The sequence below is a fragment of the Mesorhizobium sp. P2_E10 genome, assembly GCF_056404235.1.
This window is the reverse complement of record NZ_JBFUEK010000005.1, coordinates 233915-251353: the sequence shown is the minus strand read 5'-3', so window position 1 is coordinate 251353 and position 17439 is coordinate 233915. Positions and strand designations below refer to the sequence as shown.

General features: G+C 62.5%; 20 protein-coding genes. 8 read left to right on the top strand and 12 right to left on the bottom strand.

The genetic code is table 11. The features are described 5' to 3' along the window. Positions 1-150: 150 nt before the first annotated feature. Entirely contained in the window at positions 151-1035 is an 885-nt protein-coding gene (locus AC1D0N_RS16015; protein ID WP_477245478.1) for an AraC family transcriptional regulator, read from the top strand. Here AC1D0N_RS16015 and AC1D0N_RS16010 read toward each other — a convergent pair. From AC1D0N_RS16010 to pgeF, 4 genes are all read right to left on the bottom strand, one after another. Beyond that, a complete protein-coding gene (locus tag AC1D0N_RS16010) occupies positions 1032-1967 on the bottom strand; it encodes a ribose-phosphate pyrophosphokinase (protein WP_477245476.1) in 936 nt (311 codons plus the stop codon). The two genes, AC1D0N_RS16015 and AC1D0N_RS16010, sit on opposite strands and share 4 nt — an antisense overlap. A 158-nt stretch (positions 1968-2125) precedes the next feature. Next, a complete protein-coding gene (locus AC1D0N_RS16005; RefSeq protein WP_477245474.1) occupies positions 2126-2725 on the bottom strand; it encodes a hypothetical protein in 600 nt (199 codons plus the stop codon). Positions 2726-2779: 54 nt separating this feature from the next. Continuing rightward, complete coding sequence (locus AC1D0N_RS16000) at positions 2780-3931, bottom strand: M24 family metallopeptidase (RefSeq protein WP_477245473.1); 1152 nt, start codon at positions 3929-3931, stop codon at positions 2780-2782. Continuing rightward, positions 3931-4725 (bottom strand): peptidoglycan editing factor PgeF, encoded by a 795-nt coding sequence (pgeF, locus tag AC1D0N_RS15995; RefSeq protein ID WP_477245471.1) that lies wholly within the window; start codon positions 4723-4725, stop codon positions 3931-3933. Before pgeF ends, AC1D0N_RS16000 begins: the two co-directional genes overlap by 1 nt. Before the next feature lie 185 nt (positions 4726-4910). Here pgeF and AC1D0N_RS15990 point away from each other — a divergent pair, with 185 nt between their 5' ends. After that, positions 4911-5810: a hypothetical protein gene (locus AC1D0N_RS15990; RefSeq protein WP_477245470.1), complete on the top strand. Its 900-nt coding sequence runs from the start codon at positions 4911-4913 to the stop codon at positions 5808-5810. Between the two features lie 6 nt (positions 5811-5816). On the opposite strand, the gene AC1D0N_RS15985 is transcribed toward AC1D0N_RS15990, so the two are convergent. Then, positions 5817-6881, bottom strand: coding sequence for a class I SAM-dependent methyltransferase (locus tag AC1D0N_RS15985; protein ID WP_477245468.1), 1065 nt, complete (start codon positions 6879-6881; stop codon positions 5817-5819). Further along, positions 6878-7732: a prolipoprotein diacylglyceryl transferase gene (gene lgt, locus AC1D0N_RS15980; RefSeq protein ID WP_477245466.1), complete on the bottom strand. Its 855-nt coding sequence runs from the start codon at positions 7730-7732 to the stop codon at positions 6878-6880. Before lgt ends, AC1D0N_RS15985 begins: the two co-directional genes overlap by 4 nt. A gap of 131 nt (positions 7733-7863) precedes the next feature. On the opposite strand from lgt, the gene AC1D0N_RS15975 reads away from it, so the two are divergent. From AC1D0N_RS15975 to AC1D0N_RS15965, 3 genes are all read left to right on the top strand, one after another. Further along, positions 7864-8166 carry an accessory factor UbiK family protein gene (locus AC1D0N_RS15975; RefSeq protein WP_477245904.1) on the top strand — a complete coding sequence of 101 codons (303 nt, stop codon included), beginning with the start codon at positions 7864-7866 and terminating at the stop codon, positions 8164-8166. 323 nt (positions 8167-8489) lie between these two features. Continuing rightward, positions 8490-8990 carry a type III secretion system chaperone family protein gene (locus AC1D0N_RS15970; protein ID WP_006202532.1) on the top strand — a complete coding sequence of 167 codons (501 nt, stop codon included), beginning with the start codon at positions 8490-8492 and terminating at the stop codon, positions 8988-8990. A 13-nt stretch (positions 8991-9003) separates the two neighbouring features. Then, positions 9004-9363: a tRNA-binding protein gene (locus tag AC1D0N_RS15965; RefSeq protein ID WP_477245464.1), complete on the top strand. Its 360-nt coding sequence runs from the start codon at positions 9004-9006 to the stop codon at positions 9361-9363. A 40-nt stretch (positions 9364-9403) separates the two neighbouring features. On the opposite strand, the gene AC1D0N_RS15960 is transcribed toward AC1D0N_RS15965, so the two are convergent. The 5 genes from AC1D0N_RS15960 to AC1D0N_RS15940 form a co-directional block, all read right to left on the bottom strand. Further along, positions 9404-10282 carry a hypothetical protein gene (locus AC1D0N_RS15960; RefSeq protein WP_477245462.1) on the bottom strand — a complete coding sequence of 293 codons (879 nt, stop codon included), beginning with the start codon at positions 10280-10282 and terminating at the stop codon, positions 9404-9406. A gap of 233 nt (positions 10283-10515) precedes the next feature. Beyond that, positions 10516-11538: a glycosyltransferase family 4 protein gene (locus AC1D0N_RS15955; protein WP_477245461.1), complete on the bottom strand. Its 1023-nt coding sequence runs from the start codon at positions 11536-11538 to the stop codon at positions 10516-10518. A 208-nt stretch (positions 11539-11746) separates the two neighbouring features. After that, positions 11747-13162, bottom strand: a complete 1416-nt coding sequence (locus AC1D0N_RS15950; RefSeq protein WP_477245459.1) for an ATP-binding protein — start codon at positions 13160-13162, stop codon at positions 11747-11749. Positions 13163-13214: 52 nt separating this feature from the next. Then, on the bottom strand, positions 13215-13934 hold the full coding sequence (locus AC1D0N_RS15945) for a response regulator (protein WP_477245457.1): 720 nt from the start codon (positions 13932-13934) through the stop codon (positions 13215-13217). Next, positions 13921-14454, bottom strand: a complete 534-nt coding sequence (locus tag AC1D0N_RS15940; RefSeq protein WP_477245456.1) for a MarR family winged helix-turn-helix transcriptional regulator — start codon at positions 14452-14454, stop codon at positions 13921-13923. The genes AC1D0N_RS15945 and AC1D0N_RS15940 overlap by 14 nt, the downstream gene beginning before the upstream one ends. Before the next feature lie 247 nt (positions 14455-14701). On the opposite strand from AC1D0N_RS15940, the gene AC1D0N_RS15935 reads away from it, so the two are divergent. The 3 genes from AC1D0N_RS15935 to AC1D0N_RS15925 all read left to right on the top strand — a co-directional run bounded on the left by AC1D0N_RS15935 (position 14702) and on the right by AC1D0N_RS15925 (position 16839). After that, positions 14702-15595: a branched-chain amino acid aminotransferase gene (locus tag AC1D0N_RS15935; protein ID WP_477245454.1), complete on the top strand. Its 894-nt coding sequence runs from the start codon at positions 14702-14704 to the stop codon at positions 15593-15595. 145 nt (positions 15596-15740) lie between these two features. After that, positions 15741-16058, top strand: coding sequence for a hypothetical protein (locus AC1D0N_RS15930; RefSeq protein ID WP_477245452.1), 318 nt, complete (start codon positions 15741-15743; stop codon positions 16056-16058). Positions 16059-16197: 139 nt separating this feature from the next. After that, positions 16198-16839, top strand: coding sequence for an MBL fold metallo-hydrolase (locus AC1D0N_RS15925; RefSeq protein WP_477245450.1), 642 nt, complete (start codon positions 16198-16200; stop codon positions 16837-16839). Positions 16840-17006: 167 nt separating this feature from the next. On the opposite strand, the gene AC1D0N_RS15920 is transcribed toward AC1D0N_RS15925, so the two are convergent. Then, positions 17007-17417, bottom strand: a complete 411-nt coding sequence (locus AC1D0N_RS15920) for a BA14K family protein (protein WP_477245449.1) — start codon at positions 17415-17417, stop codon at positions 17007-17009. Positions 17418-17439 lie beyond the last annotated feature (22 nt).

The window sequence follows — 17439 nt, the reverse complement described above, 5'->3', positions numbered from 1 at the left end:
TTACCCGCAGGCAGGCTTGGCGGCCGCTCCTGCGGACCGCCTTAAGGACGCTTGTCTGAAGCGCCTTGGGGGATGGTTGCCTTATAAGCCGCTTGCGAGGCGACTTCTTTCGTGGTTTGGTCCAATAGTTTCGCAAGTGGGCCATAGCCGATGCCGCATGGCAGGGAAATCTTCAGAGGCGACGCCGCCGAGCTCGGCCGACTGCATCAGAGTCGCTGGCAGTGGCTGGAGCAGGCTGTCGGGCCGGCGGTGGCGTTGCCGACCGAATATCCGGACGGCTACCATGTGCCGCAACACCATCACAGCCGCAGCCAATTGCTGCACGCGCTGGTCGGCGTCGTGCTGGTGACGACGCGGCATGGACGCTGGATGGTGCCTCCCGATCACGCCATGTGGATCCCGGCCGGCATCGAGCATTCCGTCGAGATGCTGGGCGACGTCTCGATGCGCTCGGTCTACGTCATGCCGGAAGCGATTGCTGGGCTGCCGAATAGTTTGCGTGTCGTCGGCATCACCGACCTGATGCACAGCCTGATCGTGGAATCGGAGAAGCTGCCGCAAGGCGCCGAGCTGGAGGGGCGCGGCGGGCTGATCATGAATCTTCTTCTGCATGAGATCCCGAACCTGCCGGAACGGCCGCTCGGCCTGCCATTTCCTTCGGATCCGAAACTGGCAGCGCTATGCCGGCGTTTTGTCGCGGCACCTTCGCCGCATGCGACGATCGACGAATGGGCCGACATCGTCGGCATGAGCCGCCGCTCCTTCACCCGCGCCTTCCATCGCCAGACCGGCTTGTCGCTGTCGACATGGCGCCAGCAGGCCTGTCTGTTCGCGGCCCTGCCGCGGCTGGCCGACGGCGAACCGATCACCAGGGTGGCGCTCGATCTCGGCTATGACAGCGTGCCGGCCTTCATCACCATGTTCAAGCGCATGCTGGGGGCGTCACCGCGCGGCTACATGCGCGGCGCGCGCGATGCCGGCGAAGGCATGCGGCGGAAAAGCGGGCCGGCTCTGCTTGAGGGTCCGACGCTCTAGTCGAACAGGCTCGACACCGATTCCTCGGTCGCGGTGCGCGAGATTGCCTCGCCCATCAGGTCGGCGATCGAGATGACGCGGATGTTGTGAGCGTCGAGCACGGCCTGGGTCGGCTGGATGGAATCGGTGATCACCAGTTCCTGCAGCTTCGAGCCGGCGATACGTGCGCAGGCGCCGCCCGACAGCACGCCGTGGGTGATGTAGGCGGTGACGCTGGTGGCGCCGTTGGCAAGCAGTGCGTCGGCGGCATTGCAGAGCGTGCCGCCCGAATCGACGATATCGTCGATGAGCAGGCAATCCTTGCCGGCGACGGCGCCGATGATGTTCATGACTTCGGATTCGCCCGGCCGCTCGCGGCGCTTGTCGACGATGGCGAGTTGTGCGTCAAAGCGCTTGGCCAGCGCGCGGGCGCGCACGACACCGCCGATGTCGGGCGAGACGACGACGACATTGGCAAGCTGCTTGTATTTGGCCTTCACGTCGCGGGCCATGACCGGCACCGAGAACAGATTGTCGGTCGGGATGTCGAAAAAGCCCTGGATCTGGCCGGCATGGAGATCGAGCGTCAGCACCCGGTCGACGCCGGCCCGCGTAATCATGTTGGCGACCAGCTTGGCCGAGATCGGCGTGCGGCCGGAGGCACGGCGGTCCTGCCTGGCATAGCCGAAATAGGGAATGACCGCGGTGATGCGCTTGGCCGACGAGCGCATGAACGCATCGATCATGATGAGCAGTTCCATCAGGTGATCGTTGGTCGGGAAAGAGGTGGACTGCAGGATGAAGACATCCTCGCCGCGCACGTTTTCCTGGATTTCGACGAAGATTTCCTGATCGGCGAAGCGTCTGACGCTGGCTTTGCCCAGCGGGACATTGAGGTAGCGGGCGACCGCTTCGGCCAGCACCCTGTTGGAATTGCCCGCGAAGAGCTTCATGCACCGTTCCTGGTGAAGGATGGAGAGACCTAGCAGACTCTCAAGAGCCTCTTAACCGGGCTTTTAGCGGGCCGCGCCGGTATTGCAAGCCTCGTGATCGGGAATCCGCCGGCTAATCTCAAAAACGTCAACACTGACGAAAGCCGGCAACACGCCGATCAGCCGGCGGCGCCGCCAAGCCATGCGGCGAACTGGTCGATCGTCTGGTCGGCGATCGCCTGCATGGTTGCGGGTGCGACCGCCGCCCAGCCTTCGCCGCCACTGACCGAGGGGGATTTCTGCTGGCCGTTGATGCGATGCAGCCGGTTGCCCGCGGGGTCATAGACATCCCAGACATAGATGACGGTGGTGTCCTTGCCTTCCGTCATCGTCGAGAAATAGCCCTTCAGCACATGCGTGGCGGTCTGGTCGGCGCTGCCGGCAAGCGTGATACCGCGCTGCCTGGCGCGCGTCTGAAGTTCCGCCGTCAACGGCGTTGCGGCTTCCACCGAGGCGCCGACGATCGGCGCCACCTGCAGCCGCGTCTTCGACAGGATGGCCGCACTCTGGGCCGGTGTGGTTGGGGTCGGAGCAGCAGTGGCGGGCGACGAAGGCGCCGGAGTGGCGACTGCCGTGCTGCCCGGTGCCGCCGGCACCGTCTGTGTCAAGGTGGTTGGCGGGGCGATGGCCGAAGGCTCGAGGACGTCCTTGGCATTGGTGCAGGCAGCCAGCGCCAGTGCGCCGAGCAATGACACGGTCGTCACATGCGATCGTCTCATTTGCCTGAAAACTCCTTGGCGCTGAACGCCCTCCGCATTCCTGCCATTATGGATTCACTGTACGATCAAGTCGAGATCATGGCGCGAAAGCGGCTTCGGCTGCGATTCGGTGGTCAGATAGGTGCGGCCAAGGGTCATCGCCGTCTCGGTTTCGGAGTCCATGATGATCATGTGGGCAAACAGCGTCATGTTGGGCGCGATCGGCTCGGGATTGCCCTGGTAGAACATCGGCATGTCCATCCAGGATGGCGTGAAGCGAGCGCCGACCGAATAGCCGCAAGCGTTCAGCCGGTGCTTGGTCAGATTGTGGGCCTCGAGCGTGCGGGCATGGGCGTCGAAGACGTCGCCGAAGGTGTTGCCCGGCGTCATCGCCTTTTCGACGGCAAGAATTGCAGCGCGGGCGGCATCGAAAAGCTCCTGGTGACGCTTCGACACCTTGCCGGTCAGCACGGTGCGCATCATCGGCGCATGATAGTGGTGGAAGACACCGGCCCATTCGAGCGTCAGTTGGTCGTTCTTGGTGAGTTTGCGGCGGCCGGCCTTGTAGCGGCACAAAAGCGCGTCGACGCCGGAGCCGATGATGAATTCGTTGGCCGGATAGTCGCCGCCGCCGGCAAAGATCGCGCCCTGCATAGCGGCCAGGATCAAGGCTTCGTCGCCGCCCTGCTTGATCAACGGCAGCGCCGCATCCAGCGCATCGTCGGAGAGGTTCGCAGCCTTTTCAGCCTTGGCGATTTCGGCCGGGCTCTTGAACAGCCGCAACCGGCCGACAATGCCGGAAGCGTCGGCGATCTGGCCAAAGGTCTGCAACTGTTCGTCCAGACGCCGGCCATTGTAGGCGGTCAGGCCGTGCGTGTCGTATTCGACGCCGATGCGGGCGCCGAGCAGGCCGAGTTCATTGAGCAAATTGCGCAGGTCGACCGCCGGATTGGCACCGTCGCGATCGGTCCACAGCACGATGTTGTCGATGATCGAGGTGTGACGCGCCTGGCGCAGATCGGCCGAGCGGGTGAGCAGGACCATCGACCCATCGGCCTTCACCACCAGGCACTGGAAGAAACAGAAGCCGAACGTGTCGTAGCCGGTCAGCCAGTACATGCTTTCCTGCGCAAACAGCAGCACTGCGTCGAGCTTCTTCTCGGCGAGTTCGATCATCAGACGATCGCGCCGCGCGTCAAATTCCGGCCGTTCGAAATGCAGCGCCATCACTCTTTCTCCAAAACGATTGCCGAAATCTGTCGCCCATAGTCCGGTTCCCTCCGGTGCGTGGTGCGCCGGTAGGAGTAAAAAAGCTCTTCCTCGGCATAGGTACAGCGGCGGAGGCCTTCTGCGGTCACGCCGGCCTTATTGAGCCGGTCGACCGTATAGAGGTTGAGGTCGAACATCGCATGCCCTGGATTGGCCGAGGGTGTGAAATAGTTGATGTTTTCGGCATCCGCGTCGACAAAGCGGGCGACGAATTCCGGGCCGACCTCGTAGTTTTCGGGGCCGATGGAAGGGCCGAGCACGGCGACAATCCGTTCGCGGCGGGCGCCGAGGCCTTCCATCGCGCGAACCGTGTTTTCGAGCACCCCAGTGAAAGCGCCCTTCCAGCCGGCGTGTGCTGCGCCGATGATGCGCGCTTCGGTATCCGCGAACAGGATTGGTCCGCAATCGGCTGTCGAGGCGCCGACGGCGATACCTGGCCGGTCGGTGACGACGGCGTCGGCCCTGGGCCGCTCGCCGGCAAAGGGCTCGCGGGCGATGACGACATCCGGTGAATGGATCTGGTGAGCGGTCAGCAAATGGTTTGCGGGAACACCCATCCAGTCGGCGACACGGCGGCGGTTCTCGGCAACCAGCGTCTGGTCGTCATTCGAGCCGGTGCCGATGTTGAGACCCTGATAGATGCCGCTGGAGACGCCGCCAACACGGGTGAAATAGCCGTGACGGATGCCTTGCGCGCGCGCATTCTCCAGCAAGGGCGACCGAACGGGATCCGGCTTGGTCTGATTCAGCATGGACGGGTTGTTGTCCGCGGCGGCGATTTCGTCAAGGCGAAGTTCAAGGCGAGTGCCGGATCAGGCGCTCGACAAAGGCAGCCGGACGCCATGTCCGGCGGCCTCGCCGGCTTGGCGAAAAGCCGGCCTTCGACTATAGGCAGTGATCGACGGACCAGACGGTTTGGGTTCCGGCGAAAGTGTCAATGGCCTGGAAACCACTCAAGAGCCTGATCCGCCGGATTCATCAGAACCGCCACGTGCGCAAGGCGAAGGATTTCCGCAACGCGCTGGTGGAAGGCTATTTTCGCTCGCGGGATGTGGCTTCGGGGCTCAAATTCGCTGAAACATTGCGGCAGACCGGCTCGCGGCACTATTGCTTTGCCATTGCCTTCAACACGCCCTGGGTCATCGATGCGCTAGCCAAGGCCTGGCTGACCTATTCGACCGACATGACGCTTGTCGTTGTCGACAATTCGTCAAACCGCGCAGCACGACAGGCGATCGAGACCGTTTGCCGGGCGCGAGGCATTGCCTATTTCGGCTTGCCGCGAAACCCGGAATGGAACCCCAACCGGTCGCATGGCACCTCGATGAACTGGGTATTCCACAACATCGTGCGTCACCTGCGGCCAGAGCTGTTTGGCTATCTGGATCATGATTGCCTGCCGATCGTTCCGATCGACATACCCAGGCGAATGCAGGGCAAAGCGGCCTTTGGCGCCAGATATCCCGCCAAGAGAGGCCATGAAGGGTGGTATTTCTGGGCAGGACTTTGCTTCTTTCGCTATGCGGTGGTGGAAGATCTCGATCTCGATTTCACGCCTCGCTTCGAGACCGGGCTGGACACTGGCGGCGGCAATTGGCCCATGCTTCGTGGCAGGCTGGACGAAGGCAACATCGCCGACGTTGGAAAGACGACGGTCAGGCTGGGGCTAGGTGGCGTAGACGTCGACCACCGCATGCTCGGCGACAGCTTCTTCCATATTGGCGGCGCCTCATACGGGAACCTGATCAGCACGCAGCGCCACCGCCGGCTGATGTCGGATTATCTCTGGGACACCTATCTCGGCGGCGTGGCGGGACGGCTTGTAAACGACCTCTAAGGATGGTCAGCCGGCGGCCTTCGGCTGGATTTTCAGCACTTTGAAAAGCTCGCCCATGGCATCGGGGCCGGCCAGGCGCTCGACGGCCTCGGCAATGGTCTGCCGCGACTGTTCATTCGCCTGCGCGCCCAGCAGTCCGGCTCGCTCGAGCAGGCCCATGCCAAGCAGGAATTCGCCCTGTGTGTTGAGCTGTGCATCGAGGCCGTGCGTCCGGACAATCCTGGCCAAGGCGGCGAAGTCGACATGGGCAGTGAGATCGGCTTCGCCCGGATTGGCCAGCACATCTTCGTGATCGTGCCTGCGCAAGGCCTGCAATGTGTCGCCGACGCCAGGCTTGAGATGGCCGTAGTCGATGAACAGGCCAGCCCCGCCATGCGTGGCCAAGCGTTCGGCGATGGCCGCCATCAAGGCGGTGCGGGCGGGCGCGATCTCGACGATCGCGCCTTGCGGTGCATTCCCGGCGTCGTCAGGCAACAATGTGGCATCGACCGAACCGACGCCGGCGAAGAAACGCAATTCATCGGCGTCGTCGAGGCCGATCACCCGTTCGCGCCAGCCGGTGCCGGCACGGATGAACTGGCGGATGGGGACCGCGTCGAACAATTCGTTGCCGACGATGAGCAGCGGCGCCTTTGGCAGCGTGTCGATGGTTTCGTGCCAGCCGATCTTGGCGGCAGTCCCGGCAAGTGTCTGCTTCTGGATTTCGGACAGTCTCGGGCTGGTCTCGATCATGGCGAAGGATGCGCCGGTGGTGAGCGCCGGATCGAGCCGCGAGAAAGTGCGCAGCATGTCCTTCATCAGCGTGCCGCGACCGGGGCCGATCTCTGCGACGGTGACCGGCGCCGGCCGGCCGATCGCCTGCCAGGCCTGGTAGAACCAGACGGCAACCAGCTCGCCAAACATCTGGCTGATCTCGGGCGCGGTGACAAAATCGCCGGCAGCACCGAAAGGCTCGCGCGTCGTATAGTAGCCATCGTCAGGATCGAACAGGCAGAGCGCCATGTACTCGTTGACGGGGATGGGCCCTACCGCGCCGATCAGGTCGATGATGCGGGTTTTCAGCCGTGTCATGCCGGCTGCGGCTGTGGCACCTGCCTGGCCGTCGCCATTGCCCAGATGCCGACAAGCACCATCGGCAGCGAGAGGATCATGCCCATGGTCAGCCAGCTGGTGCCGAGGAGATAGCCGAGCTGCTGGTCGGGCTCGCGGAAGAATTCGACGAAGATACGCGACAGGCCATAGCCGCAGATGAAGGCGCCGCCGACGAAGCGCGGTGTCTTCAGCTTGAGGCGCGAATGGGTGAGGATGCGCAAGACGAGAAACAGCACCAACCCCTCGAGCAGCGCCTCATAGATCTGGCTCGGATGGCGCGAAAACGGTCCGCCATTTGGGAATTCTACGGCCCACGGCACGTCGGTCACCCGGCCCCAGAGTTCGGAGTTGATGAAATTCGCGACGCGCACAAGGCCCAGCCCAACCGGCACGCCGGCCGCCACCACGTCGAACAGCGACCAGGTGCGGATGCCGCGCTTCCGGGAAAACAGGGTCATGGCGATAATGACGCCGAGCAGACCGCCATGGAACGACATGCCGCCCTGCCAGACGGCAACGATGTCGAGCGGGTGGGCGATGTAGCGCGACAGATCGTAAAACAGCACGTAGCCGATGCGGCCGCCCAGCACGACGCCAATGGCCGCCCAGACGATGAAGTCGTCGAGATCCACGGGCTTCATCGGCAGGACGCCATCGGGCCACAGCTTTGAGTTGGTAACGAGTCGCTTGGCGTACCACCAGGCAAAGAGAATGCCGACGATGTAGCCGACGCCATACCAATGCACCGCCAGCGGCCCGATCTGGATGAGGATCGGGTTGATGTTGGGGAAGGGCAGGGAGGCCAGCGGCAGCAGGAAATATTCGTTCAACGGGGAACTCTCGATTGCGATCGCGTTTGGGCGCGGACCATGCGGCAGGGTTTTGGCAGGGTCAAGGCAAGCCTATGCTTGCATTCCGCGCCGCGCGCCACTACGTCAATTCGAGCAAGCGAGGATTTGCCATGTCGACCGGACCGAACCGCATTCTCGATGAATTCGCCAAACTGATGACCGACGCCGCCGGCGCCGCGCAAGGGGTGCGGCGCGAGGTGGAGACAGCCTTCAAGGGGCAGGCCGAGCGCATTCTCAACACCATGGACGTGGTGCAGCGCGAGGAGTTCGAGGCCGCCCGCGATATGGCTGCCAAGGCGCGCGAGGAAAACACCCGCCTGGCTACCCGCATCGAAGCCCTCGAGGCGAAGCTCGCCGAATTGACCGGGCAGGCCGCACCGGCGGCGGCGGCCAAGCCGAAACCAAAAAAATAATCGTTAAACTTTTCCACAAAGCACAATCCGAAAAAGCGCTTTGCCGTGAATCGCTTACCGGCATTGCATGAATCTTTGTGACAGCGCCTTTCCACATGCGAATGACGCAGTGCGAAAAATTGGGCTGTTCACGCGACTCCCGATCAATAGACTGAATTTGTTGCATGATTCGGAGCAGGGTCATGCGCCGGGCGGTGGGGTCCGGTCTGGGGTCTTTGCGTTGATGAAGTCCCGGCCGTCCGAGTTCTAGACACGATTGTTCGTTGTGTGTGCCTCTCCCGCGGAGCGTGTGGTGGCGCTCCCAGAACGACAGGAAGCATTCCATGGAACTTCTCGAACTCGAATTCTCCCGCGAAATCCATCCGGTGGATGTCATCGAGCAGGTGGCGCACAACAACGACTGGTCCTTCGAGCGGGCCGGTGATGACGAGATTTCGATTTCGGTTGCCGGAAGCTGGACCGACTACCATGTCTCATTCTCCTGGATGGAGGATTTCGAAGCGCTGCATCTGGCCTGCGCTTTCGACATCAAGGTGCCGGAGGCACGCGCTCTTGAGGTGATGCGGCTGTTGTCGCTGATCAACGAGCAGATGCTGTTCGGCCATTTCGACCTCTGGGAGCAGGAAGGCGCGATCATGTTCCGCCAGTCGCTGCTGCTGGCCGGCGGAGTCGAGCCGTCGAGCCAGCAGGTCGAGGTGCTTTTGTCGTCGGCGCTGGAAGCCTGCGAATGCTATTTCCAGGCATTCCAGTTCGTCGTCTGGTCGGGAACATCGGCCAAGGACGCGCTGGCCGGCGTGCTGTTCGAGACCTACGGAAACGCTTGAGCCAGAACCTGCGATGAGTTCGAACAGCGCGCGCAAGCCCGAGATCAGCTTTGCCGATTTCGACCGTGTCGACATTCGTGCCGGCACGATCGTCGAAGCCGAGCCGTTCCCCGAGGCGCGCAAGCCGGCATTCAGGCTGAAGATCGATTTCGGCGTTGACATCGGCATCAAGAAGTCGTCGGCGCAGATCACCAAATACTATGCGCCGGAAACGCTTGTAGGCCGGCAGGTGTTCGCCGTGGTCAATTTTCCGCCGCGCCAGATCGGGCCGTTCATGTCGGAAGTGCTGACGCTCGGCTTTCCCGACGAGGAGGGCGCCGTGGTGCTTGGCGCGATCGAGCGCAAAGTGCCCGACGGCGGTCGCCTGTTCTAGCGAGCAGCCTGCCGCTGCTCAGAAGTCGCGGCAGGCGCCATCACGCCGCAGCCGGCCGGATTGAAGCGATAGCTGGGGGCCGAAACGCGCCGAGAATGGTTCCGACCGTTGCGGCTGAGAGCACGAGATGCAGGACGTCGAACGGCCAGGCTAGACCGAAATGCATCAGCATAAGGTTCAAGGGCGACGCGCCATCCCCGGGAATCAGGATCAAGGCTGCGGCCAGGACCAGCCCGTATTTGAGTATGGCAACTATTGCGAAAACGATGAACATTATGGCGACGAAGCGCAGACGATTGCCGTCGAGCGCACGCCAGCACCCGATTGGATCAAATGATCCCGTCCAGAGAAAGTCGCCGACAAAGAGATATGTGCAGGCCAGTACGAAACCACCTGCGATTCCGTTGAAGACTCCCATCGCCGACGCCCAAGGCGCGACGTCCTCGGGGTTGAGCGGCAGGTCACGTGTGGCCAGCAGGCCGGCAATAAGCAGTCGGTGCTCGCCGTCCACCGCAAAGCCGCATAGAAGCTGGATGGCCGCGAGAAGCAACGCAGCCAGGAGGATCCGCCGGCCGAGCTCGAAGCGCAGGCCCGGGATAGCGAAGCGTTTGACACTTTCAACGCCGCGCGAAACAACGACACGGCCGTGCTCGGGCGCGTTTGCCATGCGGTCCAGAACGAACGCAAGGACCATCGCCGAGAACGGCGCGGCAACAATCGGAGAAAGCCACGTCCTGGGGTCAAAGCCTCGCGATAGAAGCCAGGTGGGCGCCTGCCCCGGATCGGCAAAAAGAATGAGAGCAAGCACCGTCAGACAGAGCGTCGTCAGAAAGCAGGGAAACCAGGCGGCCACGAAGAGTGACCAGGCATTCGCACGGCAATAGTCGAACACCCTCGCAACGGTCTTGCTGATGCGCAAGACGCGACGCTTCGGCGATACGGCAGGCAATTCGTCCAGCGTTGATATCGGCGTCAATCCCGCAGAGAACTACAGATGCGGAATAATGCACTGCAAGGAACTGTCGCACAAGCTCTCGAAAGGAACTGTGCTTGCGCTGCTCACATACCAAAAGTATGCTCCGCTCCGGTTACTGGAGTCACCATTCACGGCTCGTTTGACCTGAATCCCAATACATCCCACCGCGAAATCTATCAGGCTGCAAGTTTCCGCGGCATCCCCAGTGCTTCCTCGACCGTGTCGAGAAACATTTCCGCGCAAGCCTTCCAGCTGTAGCGCAAGGCACGCTGGCGCGCCTCGGCGCGGTCGACATTGAGCGCGGTGAGTGACGCTTCGCGCAGGTCGTTCGACACCGCCCCGCCAATGCCGTCGCCGACGATGTCGATAGGTCCGGTCACCGGATAGGCGGCGATCGGCGTGCCGCTGGCCAGCGCCTCGATGATAACATTGCCGAACGTGTCGGTGCGGCTGGGAAAGACGAAGACATCGGCTGAGGCATAGATTTCCGCCAATTCGTCATTGGGACGGTGGCCGAGGAAATGCGCTTGCGGATATCTGGCCTTGAGTTTTGCCAGTTCCGGCCCTTCGCCGACGATCACCTTGCTGCCGGGCAGGTCGAGGTCGAGGAAAGCGGTCAGGTTCTTCTCGATGGCGACACGGCCGACGCAGAGAAAGATCGGGCCGGGAAATCCAAGGTCTTTCCTCTTCTCCGGCCGAAAATGATCTGTGTCGACGCCGCGCGTCCATGGCCTGAGCTTGGTAAAGCCGCGTGCCGCAAGATCGTCGGCCAGAGACTGGGTGGCGACCAGCGTGCCCTGTCCGGAATTGTGGAAGTCACGCAGCCAGCGATAGGCCCAGCTTTCGGGGACCGGCAGGCGGGCGCTGAGATATTCGGGAAAGCGCGTGTGATAGCTGGTCGTGAACGGCCGGCCGGCGTGGCGGCAGTAGCGCCGCGCCATGATGCCGAGCGGTCCCTCGGTGACGATGTGGATATGGTCTGCCTTGCGCGCCTCGATCAGGCGCGAAACATTGCCCGGCGTCGTCAGTGCCAGCCTTATATCCGGATAGGTCGGCAAAGGCAGCGTGCGAAAGATGTTCGGCGTCAGGAAATCAACCGAGACGTCGAAGGATTTCAGCGTTTCGGTGAGCCGTTCCAGCGTGTGGACGACGCCGTTGACTTGCGGGCGCCAGGCGTCGGTGACCATCAATATGCGCATGGCGGCCCTTTGCTTGAAAGGTCGATGGTTGCCTTGAAACGATGCCGGAACGGCGACCAGCTTGCCGCCCTCGCTTCGCTCCAGCGCACCCGGGCGGGCACGGGATCAAAGTGAGGCGGCAAGGCCGAATCAAGAGTGGTCGCGCGCTTCATGCGCGCTCTTCACCATGGTTTCATGACGGGCGGATGAAGCCTCGTTCCAGGCGCAGCTAGGCGGGAACCTTGATCACCGCCCGCAAACCGCCGAGCGGGCTGTCGTCAAGCGTGATGTCGCCGCCATGGCTGCGGGCAATGTCGCGGGCGATGGACAGGCCAAGCCCGGTGCCGCTGGCGTCGAGGTTGCGGGCTTCGTCAAGGCGCACGAAAGGCTTGAACACGTGTTCGCGTTTTTCGGCTGGAATGCCCGGGCCGTCATCATCGATGGTGACGAGAAGCGAGCCGCGGCCGTGGTTGGCGGTGATCTCGACGGTCTTGGCATAGCGGAAGGCATTGCCGACGACGTTGGACAGCAGCCGGGCGAAAGCGTGGGGCCGCACATGCACATCCGGGTCGCCGGCAAGCACGGTCGACAGCTTGCGCTTGTGCAGCGTCGCCTCCTCGCCGAGCTTCTGGAAATAGGCCTCGAGATCGAAACGGCCGGCGTCTTCCGATGCCTCGCCGCGCGCGAAGGCGAGATAGCCCTCCAGCATCGACTGCATGTCGTCGATGTCCTGATCGAGCGCTGCCTTGGTCTCGCCCTTGCCGCCGGTCAGCGCCAGCTGCAATTTGAAGCGGGTCAGGATGGTTCGCAGATCATGGCTGACGCCGGTCAGCATGGCGGTGCGCTGCTCGAGCTGGCGTTCGATGCGCTCGCGCATCTGGATGAAGGCAAAGCCGGCGCGGCGAACCTCCTCGGCCCCGCGCGGGCGGAAATCGCGCGGCATCGGTCGGCCTTTGCCAAAACTCTCGGCGGCCTCGGCGAGCGTCAGGATCGGCCGGATCTGGTTGCGCAGGAAGGGGATGGCGATCATCAAAAGCACCAGCGAGGTGCCGACCATCCAGATCAGGAAGATATGGGTGTTCGAGGCATAGGCCTGGCTGCGGCGCACGAAGACGCGCAGCACCTTGCCCTCTAGCTGGACGCGGACCTCGACGATGTTGGAATTGCCGACCGTATCGATCCAGAACGGGCGGTTGATCTGGCGGGTGATCTCGGTTGAGAGAACATCGTCCAGAATCGAGAAAAACGGCTTTGGACCGGGCGCCGGCAGCGGATCAGGCGGCAGCAGGTCAACCTTCAGCTGCATGCGATCCTGAGCGATGCGGATGACATTGGCGTAGTCGGCGTCGTGCGGATAGGTCTCGATCAGGTCGATGATCGCGGCGATGTCGCGCACGGTGGCCTGCGACAGGCGCTGCGTCACGGTCTGCCAGTGGCGTTCCATGAAGACAAAGGCGACGACCGATTGCAGCAGGATCATCGGCGCAATGACGATGATCAGGGAGCGGGCATAGAGCCGCTTGGGCATATAAAGCGCAACCAGGCGCCAGAACCGGTTCCAGGCACGCGGCATTGCTTTCAGCGTGCGCGTCAAGCGATCGCTCAAGCCGCCATTTCCCGGCTGTTGCAGTTCCGTGGTCGCCATTCGCCCTTTTCGCTCGTCTGCGGCCTTTCAGCAAAGGGCCGAGGTCGGCATTCTATTCCACGCTGAGCCGATAGCCAATGCCGCGCACGGTCTGCAGCCAGACCGGATTGGACGGATCGCGCTCGATCTTGCGGCGCAGCCGGTTGATCTGGACGTCGATGGTGCGCTCGCCGACTTCCGAATCGTCGCCGACGAGTTCATGGCGCGGTATGGTTTCGCCGGCCCTTGCAGCGAAAATCGCCAGGATCTCCTGCTCGCGGTCGGTCAGCTTCAGCGCCTCGCCGCCGCGCTTCAGCTCCCGCCTGGCGATCTGGAACGTGTAGGGGCCGAAGACCAGCTGCTCGACCTTGGGCGTCGTCGTCGGGCCGCCACGGCGCAGGATGTTGTTGATGCGCAGGATCAGCTCGCGCGGGTCGAAGGGCTTGGGCAGATAATCGTCGGCGCCGGCCTCGAGCCCGGTGATGCGGCTGTCGGTTTCCGACAGCGCGGTGAGCATGAGGATGGGCACGTTCTTCTCGGCCCGCAGCGCCTTGGTCAGATCGACGCCGCTTTCGCCCGGCATCATGACGTCGAGCACGATCAGATCGAAATCGAGACCGACAAGCTTTCGCCTGGCCTCGCCGGAATTTCCGGCAACGGTGACGCGAAAGCCGTTCTCGGTCAGATACTGCTTGAGCAGGTTGCGGATGCGGGTGTCGTCATCGACCACAAGCAGATGCGGTGCGTCGTCGTCCGGTGCTGCCGGGTGATCAACCCTCTCAATGGTCTCCATGGCTTTTCCCCGATGCGTTCGCAGGCACAATGTCGATCTGCGCTCTTAGTTCCGGATTCACCATCGCTTCCAGGAAACGTTCGATCAAGGCGCGTTCGGTGGCTCCGGAATCCTCCAATGCCGCACGGATGCGGCGCGACTGTGGCCGCGCCAGGGCCAGTGCCAGGGCACGGCCCTTGGCCGTCGGGTAGAGTTCGCGCTGGCGGCGGTCGCGAGGACCTTGCAACTGGACGATATGGTCGGTGTCGATCAGTTGCTTGAGCACGCGCGCCAGGCTCTGCTTGGTGATTTTCAGCACGTCCAGCAGTTCGGCGACGGTGAGGCCCGGCCGGCGATTGACGAAGTGCAGGACGCGGTGGTGGGCGCGGCCGAAACCATAGTCGGCCAGGATCTGATCGGGATCGGAGGTGAAATCGCGATAGGCGAAGAAGAACAATTCGATGATGGCGAAGTCGATGCCGTCCTCGTCGGTGATCGCCGTCCTGATCGGTTTTCCGGCAGCTGGGCTTCGATCCGTCATCTTTTCTCCATGCAAAGCAGGAAATTATGTCAGTACTATTGACGTAATTTCCTGGCAATGGTAATTTTTGACAAGCTTTTCGGTGGATTGCGAACGAAAAGGCAAAGGGAAGCGGTTTTTCCGGAACTTCGTGAGTTTGCCAACCCTCAAATATCCGCCTACGCTTTGAGACACCGGCTGCCCGGCGCGGCCGAGACGAAACACGCAACGAAAAAAATGTGCGGGCGGCCGCTCGCGGGAGGTTTCCATGGCATCCGTTCCCTTTGACCAGCTGGACGGCTTTATCTGGATGAACGGCGAGTTCGTCAAATGGGGCGACGCCAAGATCCACGTGCTGACTCACGGCCTGCACTATGCCGGCGCCGTCTTCGAGGGCGAGCGCGCCTATGGCGGCGAGATTTTCAAGCTCAACGAGCATACCGAGCGCCTGCATGAATCGGCACATCTGCTCGGCTACAAGATTCCCTATTCGGTGGCCGAGCTCAACGATGCCTCCACCACGCTGTTGAAGAAGCAGGGGTTCCAGGACGCGTATGTGCGGCCGATCGCCTGGCGCGGCAGCGAGCAGATGGGCGTTGCGGCACAGAACAATCGCATCAACTGCGCCATCGCCATCTGGCAGTGGCCGAGCTACTTCGATCCGGCGCAGAAGCTCAAGGGCATCCGTCTCGATCTGGCGGAATGGCGCCGGCCCGATCCGCGCACCGCGCCGTCCAAGTCGAAGGCCTCCGGCCTCTACATGATCTGCACCATGTCCAAGCATGCCGCCGAAGCCAAGGGCTATGCCGATGCCATGATGCTTGACTGGCGCGGCCAGGTCGCGGAAGCCACGGGCGCCAACATCTTCTTCGTCCAGAACGGCAAGATCCATACGCCCACGCCCGATTGCTTCCTCGACGGCATCACCCGCCGCACGGTCATCGGCCTTGCCAAGGAGCGTGGCATCGAGGTGATCGAGCGCGCCATCATGCCGGATGAGTTGGAAGGCTTCCAGCAGTGCTTCCTGACCGGGACGGCGGCCGAAGTGACGCCGGTTTCGGAGGTTGGGCCCTACCGATTCGAGGTCGGCGAAATCGCCAAAACACTGATGAATGACTACTCGGCCGCAGTGCAGCCTAAGCATGCGATCGCCGCAGAATAGCGTAAGTCACAGCTTTTTAGTCAAGCAGGGGCGGTTTTCGGGCCGCCCCTTTTATTTCAGCATCTCTGCATTTGACTTTCCTCCAATTCAGCGTCTCATGATGGCGTCGGCCCGGGAGGCTGGCAGTCATGGAGGGACTGGTAATATGGACATGAACACGCTTCTTCCGATCATTATTCAGGTGATTACGGGTATCATCGGTGGTCAGGCGGTGGGCGCGGCGCTCAAACAGGCAGCCTTGGGTCAGCTTCCCAAAATCCTGGGCGGCGCTCTCGGCGGCGTCGGCGGCGCGGCTATCCTCGGCAGCCTGCTCGGCGGCGGCGCGGTCGATCCGGCAGCGGCTGCGGCGGCCACCAGCGGATTGGGCAGCGCGTTGAACCTCAACAACATTGTTGGCGGTGCCGGCGGCGGCGCCATCCTGACCGGCATCATCGGTGCGGTCATGGGTGCGATGAAGAAATAAGCCTTCAGCGTTTCAGGCTTCTCGCATGGGCGGCTGCGGCCGCCCATTTCTATTTTGGGCTACGCGCCGGCCGCTTTTTGGCGGTGGACGGCTTTCGCCTCTGTCTCTACATCGGAGATGAGATAGCGAAAGGACGACCATGGGGCAGCTCAATGCCGGCATCGTGCCGGTCACACCCTTCCAGCAGAATTGCACCATCCTGTTCGACATGGATAACAAGCATGGTGTCGTCGTCGATCCGGGCGGCGATATCGACAAGGTGCTGTCGGTGCTGAAGGACAATACGATCACCGCGGGCGCGATCTGGATCACGCATGGCCATATCGATCATGCCGGCGGTGCGATGGAACTGAAGGAGGCGCTCGGCGTCGAGATCATCGGCCCGCACGAGGCCGACAAGCCGCTGCTGGCCAATCTCGAGAACCAGGCCAGGCGCTTCGGCATCACCGACCCGGTGCGCAACTGCGTGCCCGACCGGTTTCTCACCGAAGGCGAAACCGTGTCGTTCGGCCAGCATGTGTTCGAGGTGCTTCATTGTCCCGGCCACGCGCCCGGCCATGTCGTCTACTACAACCGTGCGGCGAAGTTCGCCCATGTCGGCGACGTGCTGTTTCGCGGCTCGGTCGGCCGCACGGATCTGCCGGGCGGTGACCATGCCGCGCTGATCGCCTCGATCAAGGAGAAGCTTCTGCCGCTTGGCGACGACATCGGCTTCATCTGCGGCCATGGACCTGGTGGCCGCTTCGGCGAGGAGCGGCGGAGCAATCCGTTCCTGACCTAATTTAGCAACGGATCAGAAATCGGGGAACTCAATACAAAAAGCGCTGGCCTTGCGGACAGCGCCTTTTGCTTTGGGGCAGGGAAGTCCTAAAGCGCTTCGCGCTTTATTGCTCTGCCTTGTGCAGGTCGTTGTCCCAAAACCGCTGCGCACTTTTGGGTGACATGCACTCAGTTGGCGGTGCAGAAATGCTGCTCGCCGTCATTGCCGGTGAAGGTTCCCGAGCGGGAGTTGAACGTCCGGTAGCGATCCGAGCAGTATTCGTACCATTCGCGGGTCCACGGTTCGGCGTAGCGATCGGCATAAACGACCCGCGGCTGTACGTAGTAGCGGCGTACCGGTGCCGGCCGGGCGTAACCATCGTAATCGTCATAGCCGGGGTCATAGTAGGTCGGCTGCGGGTTGTTGAGCGCGCCAACGATCAGCGCGCCGGCCGCCAGGCCAAGGACGCCGGCGGCGAGGGCGTCACCATTGTGATGCCGGTGATGGCGCCACTCATCGGCATTGGCCGCAGGCAAGGTGGCGAGCGTGGTCGCGGCGATGGCTGCGGACAGGATGGTGGTCTTGAAAATGCGATTCATCTTGGTCTCCTTCGTGCCGGCC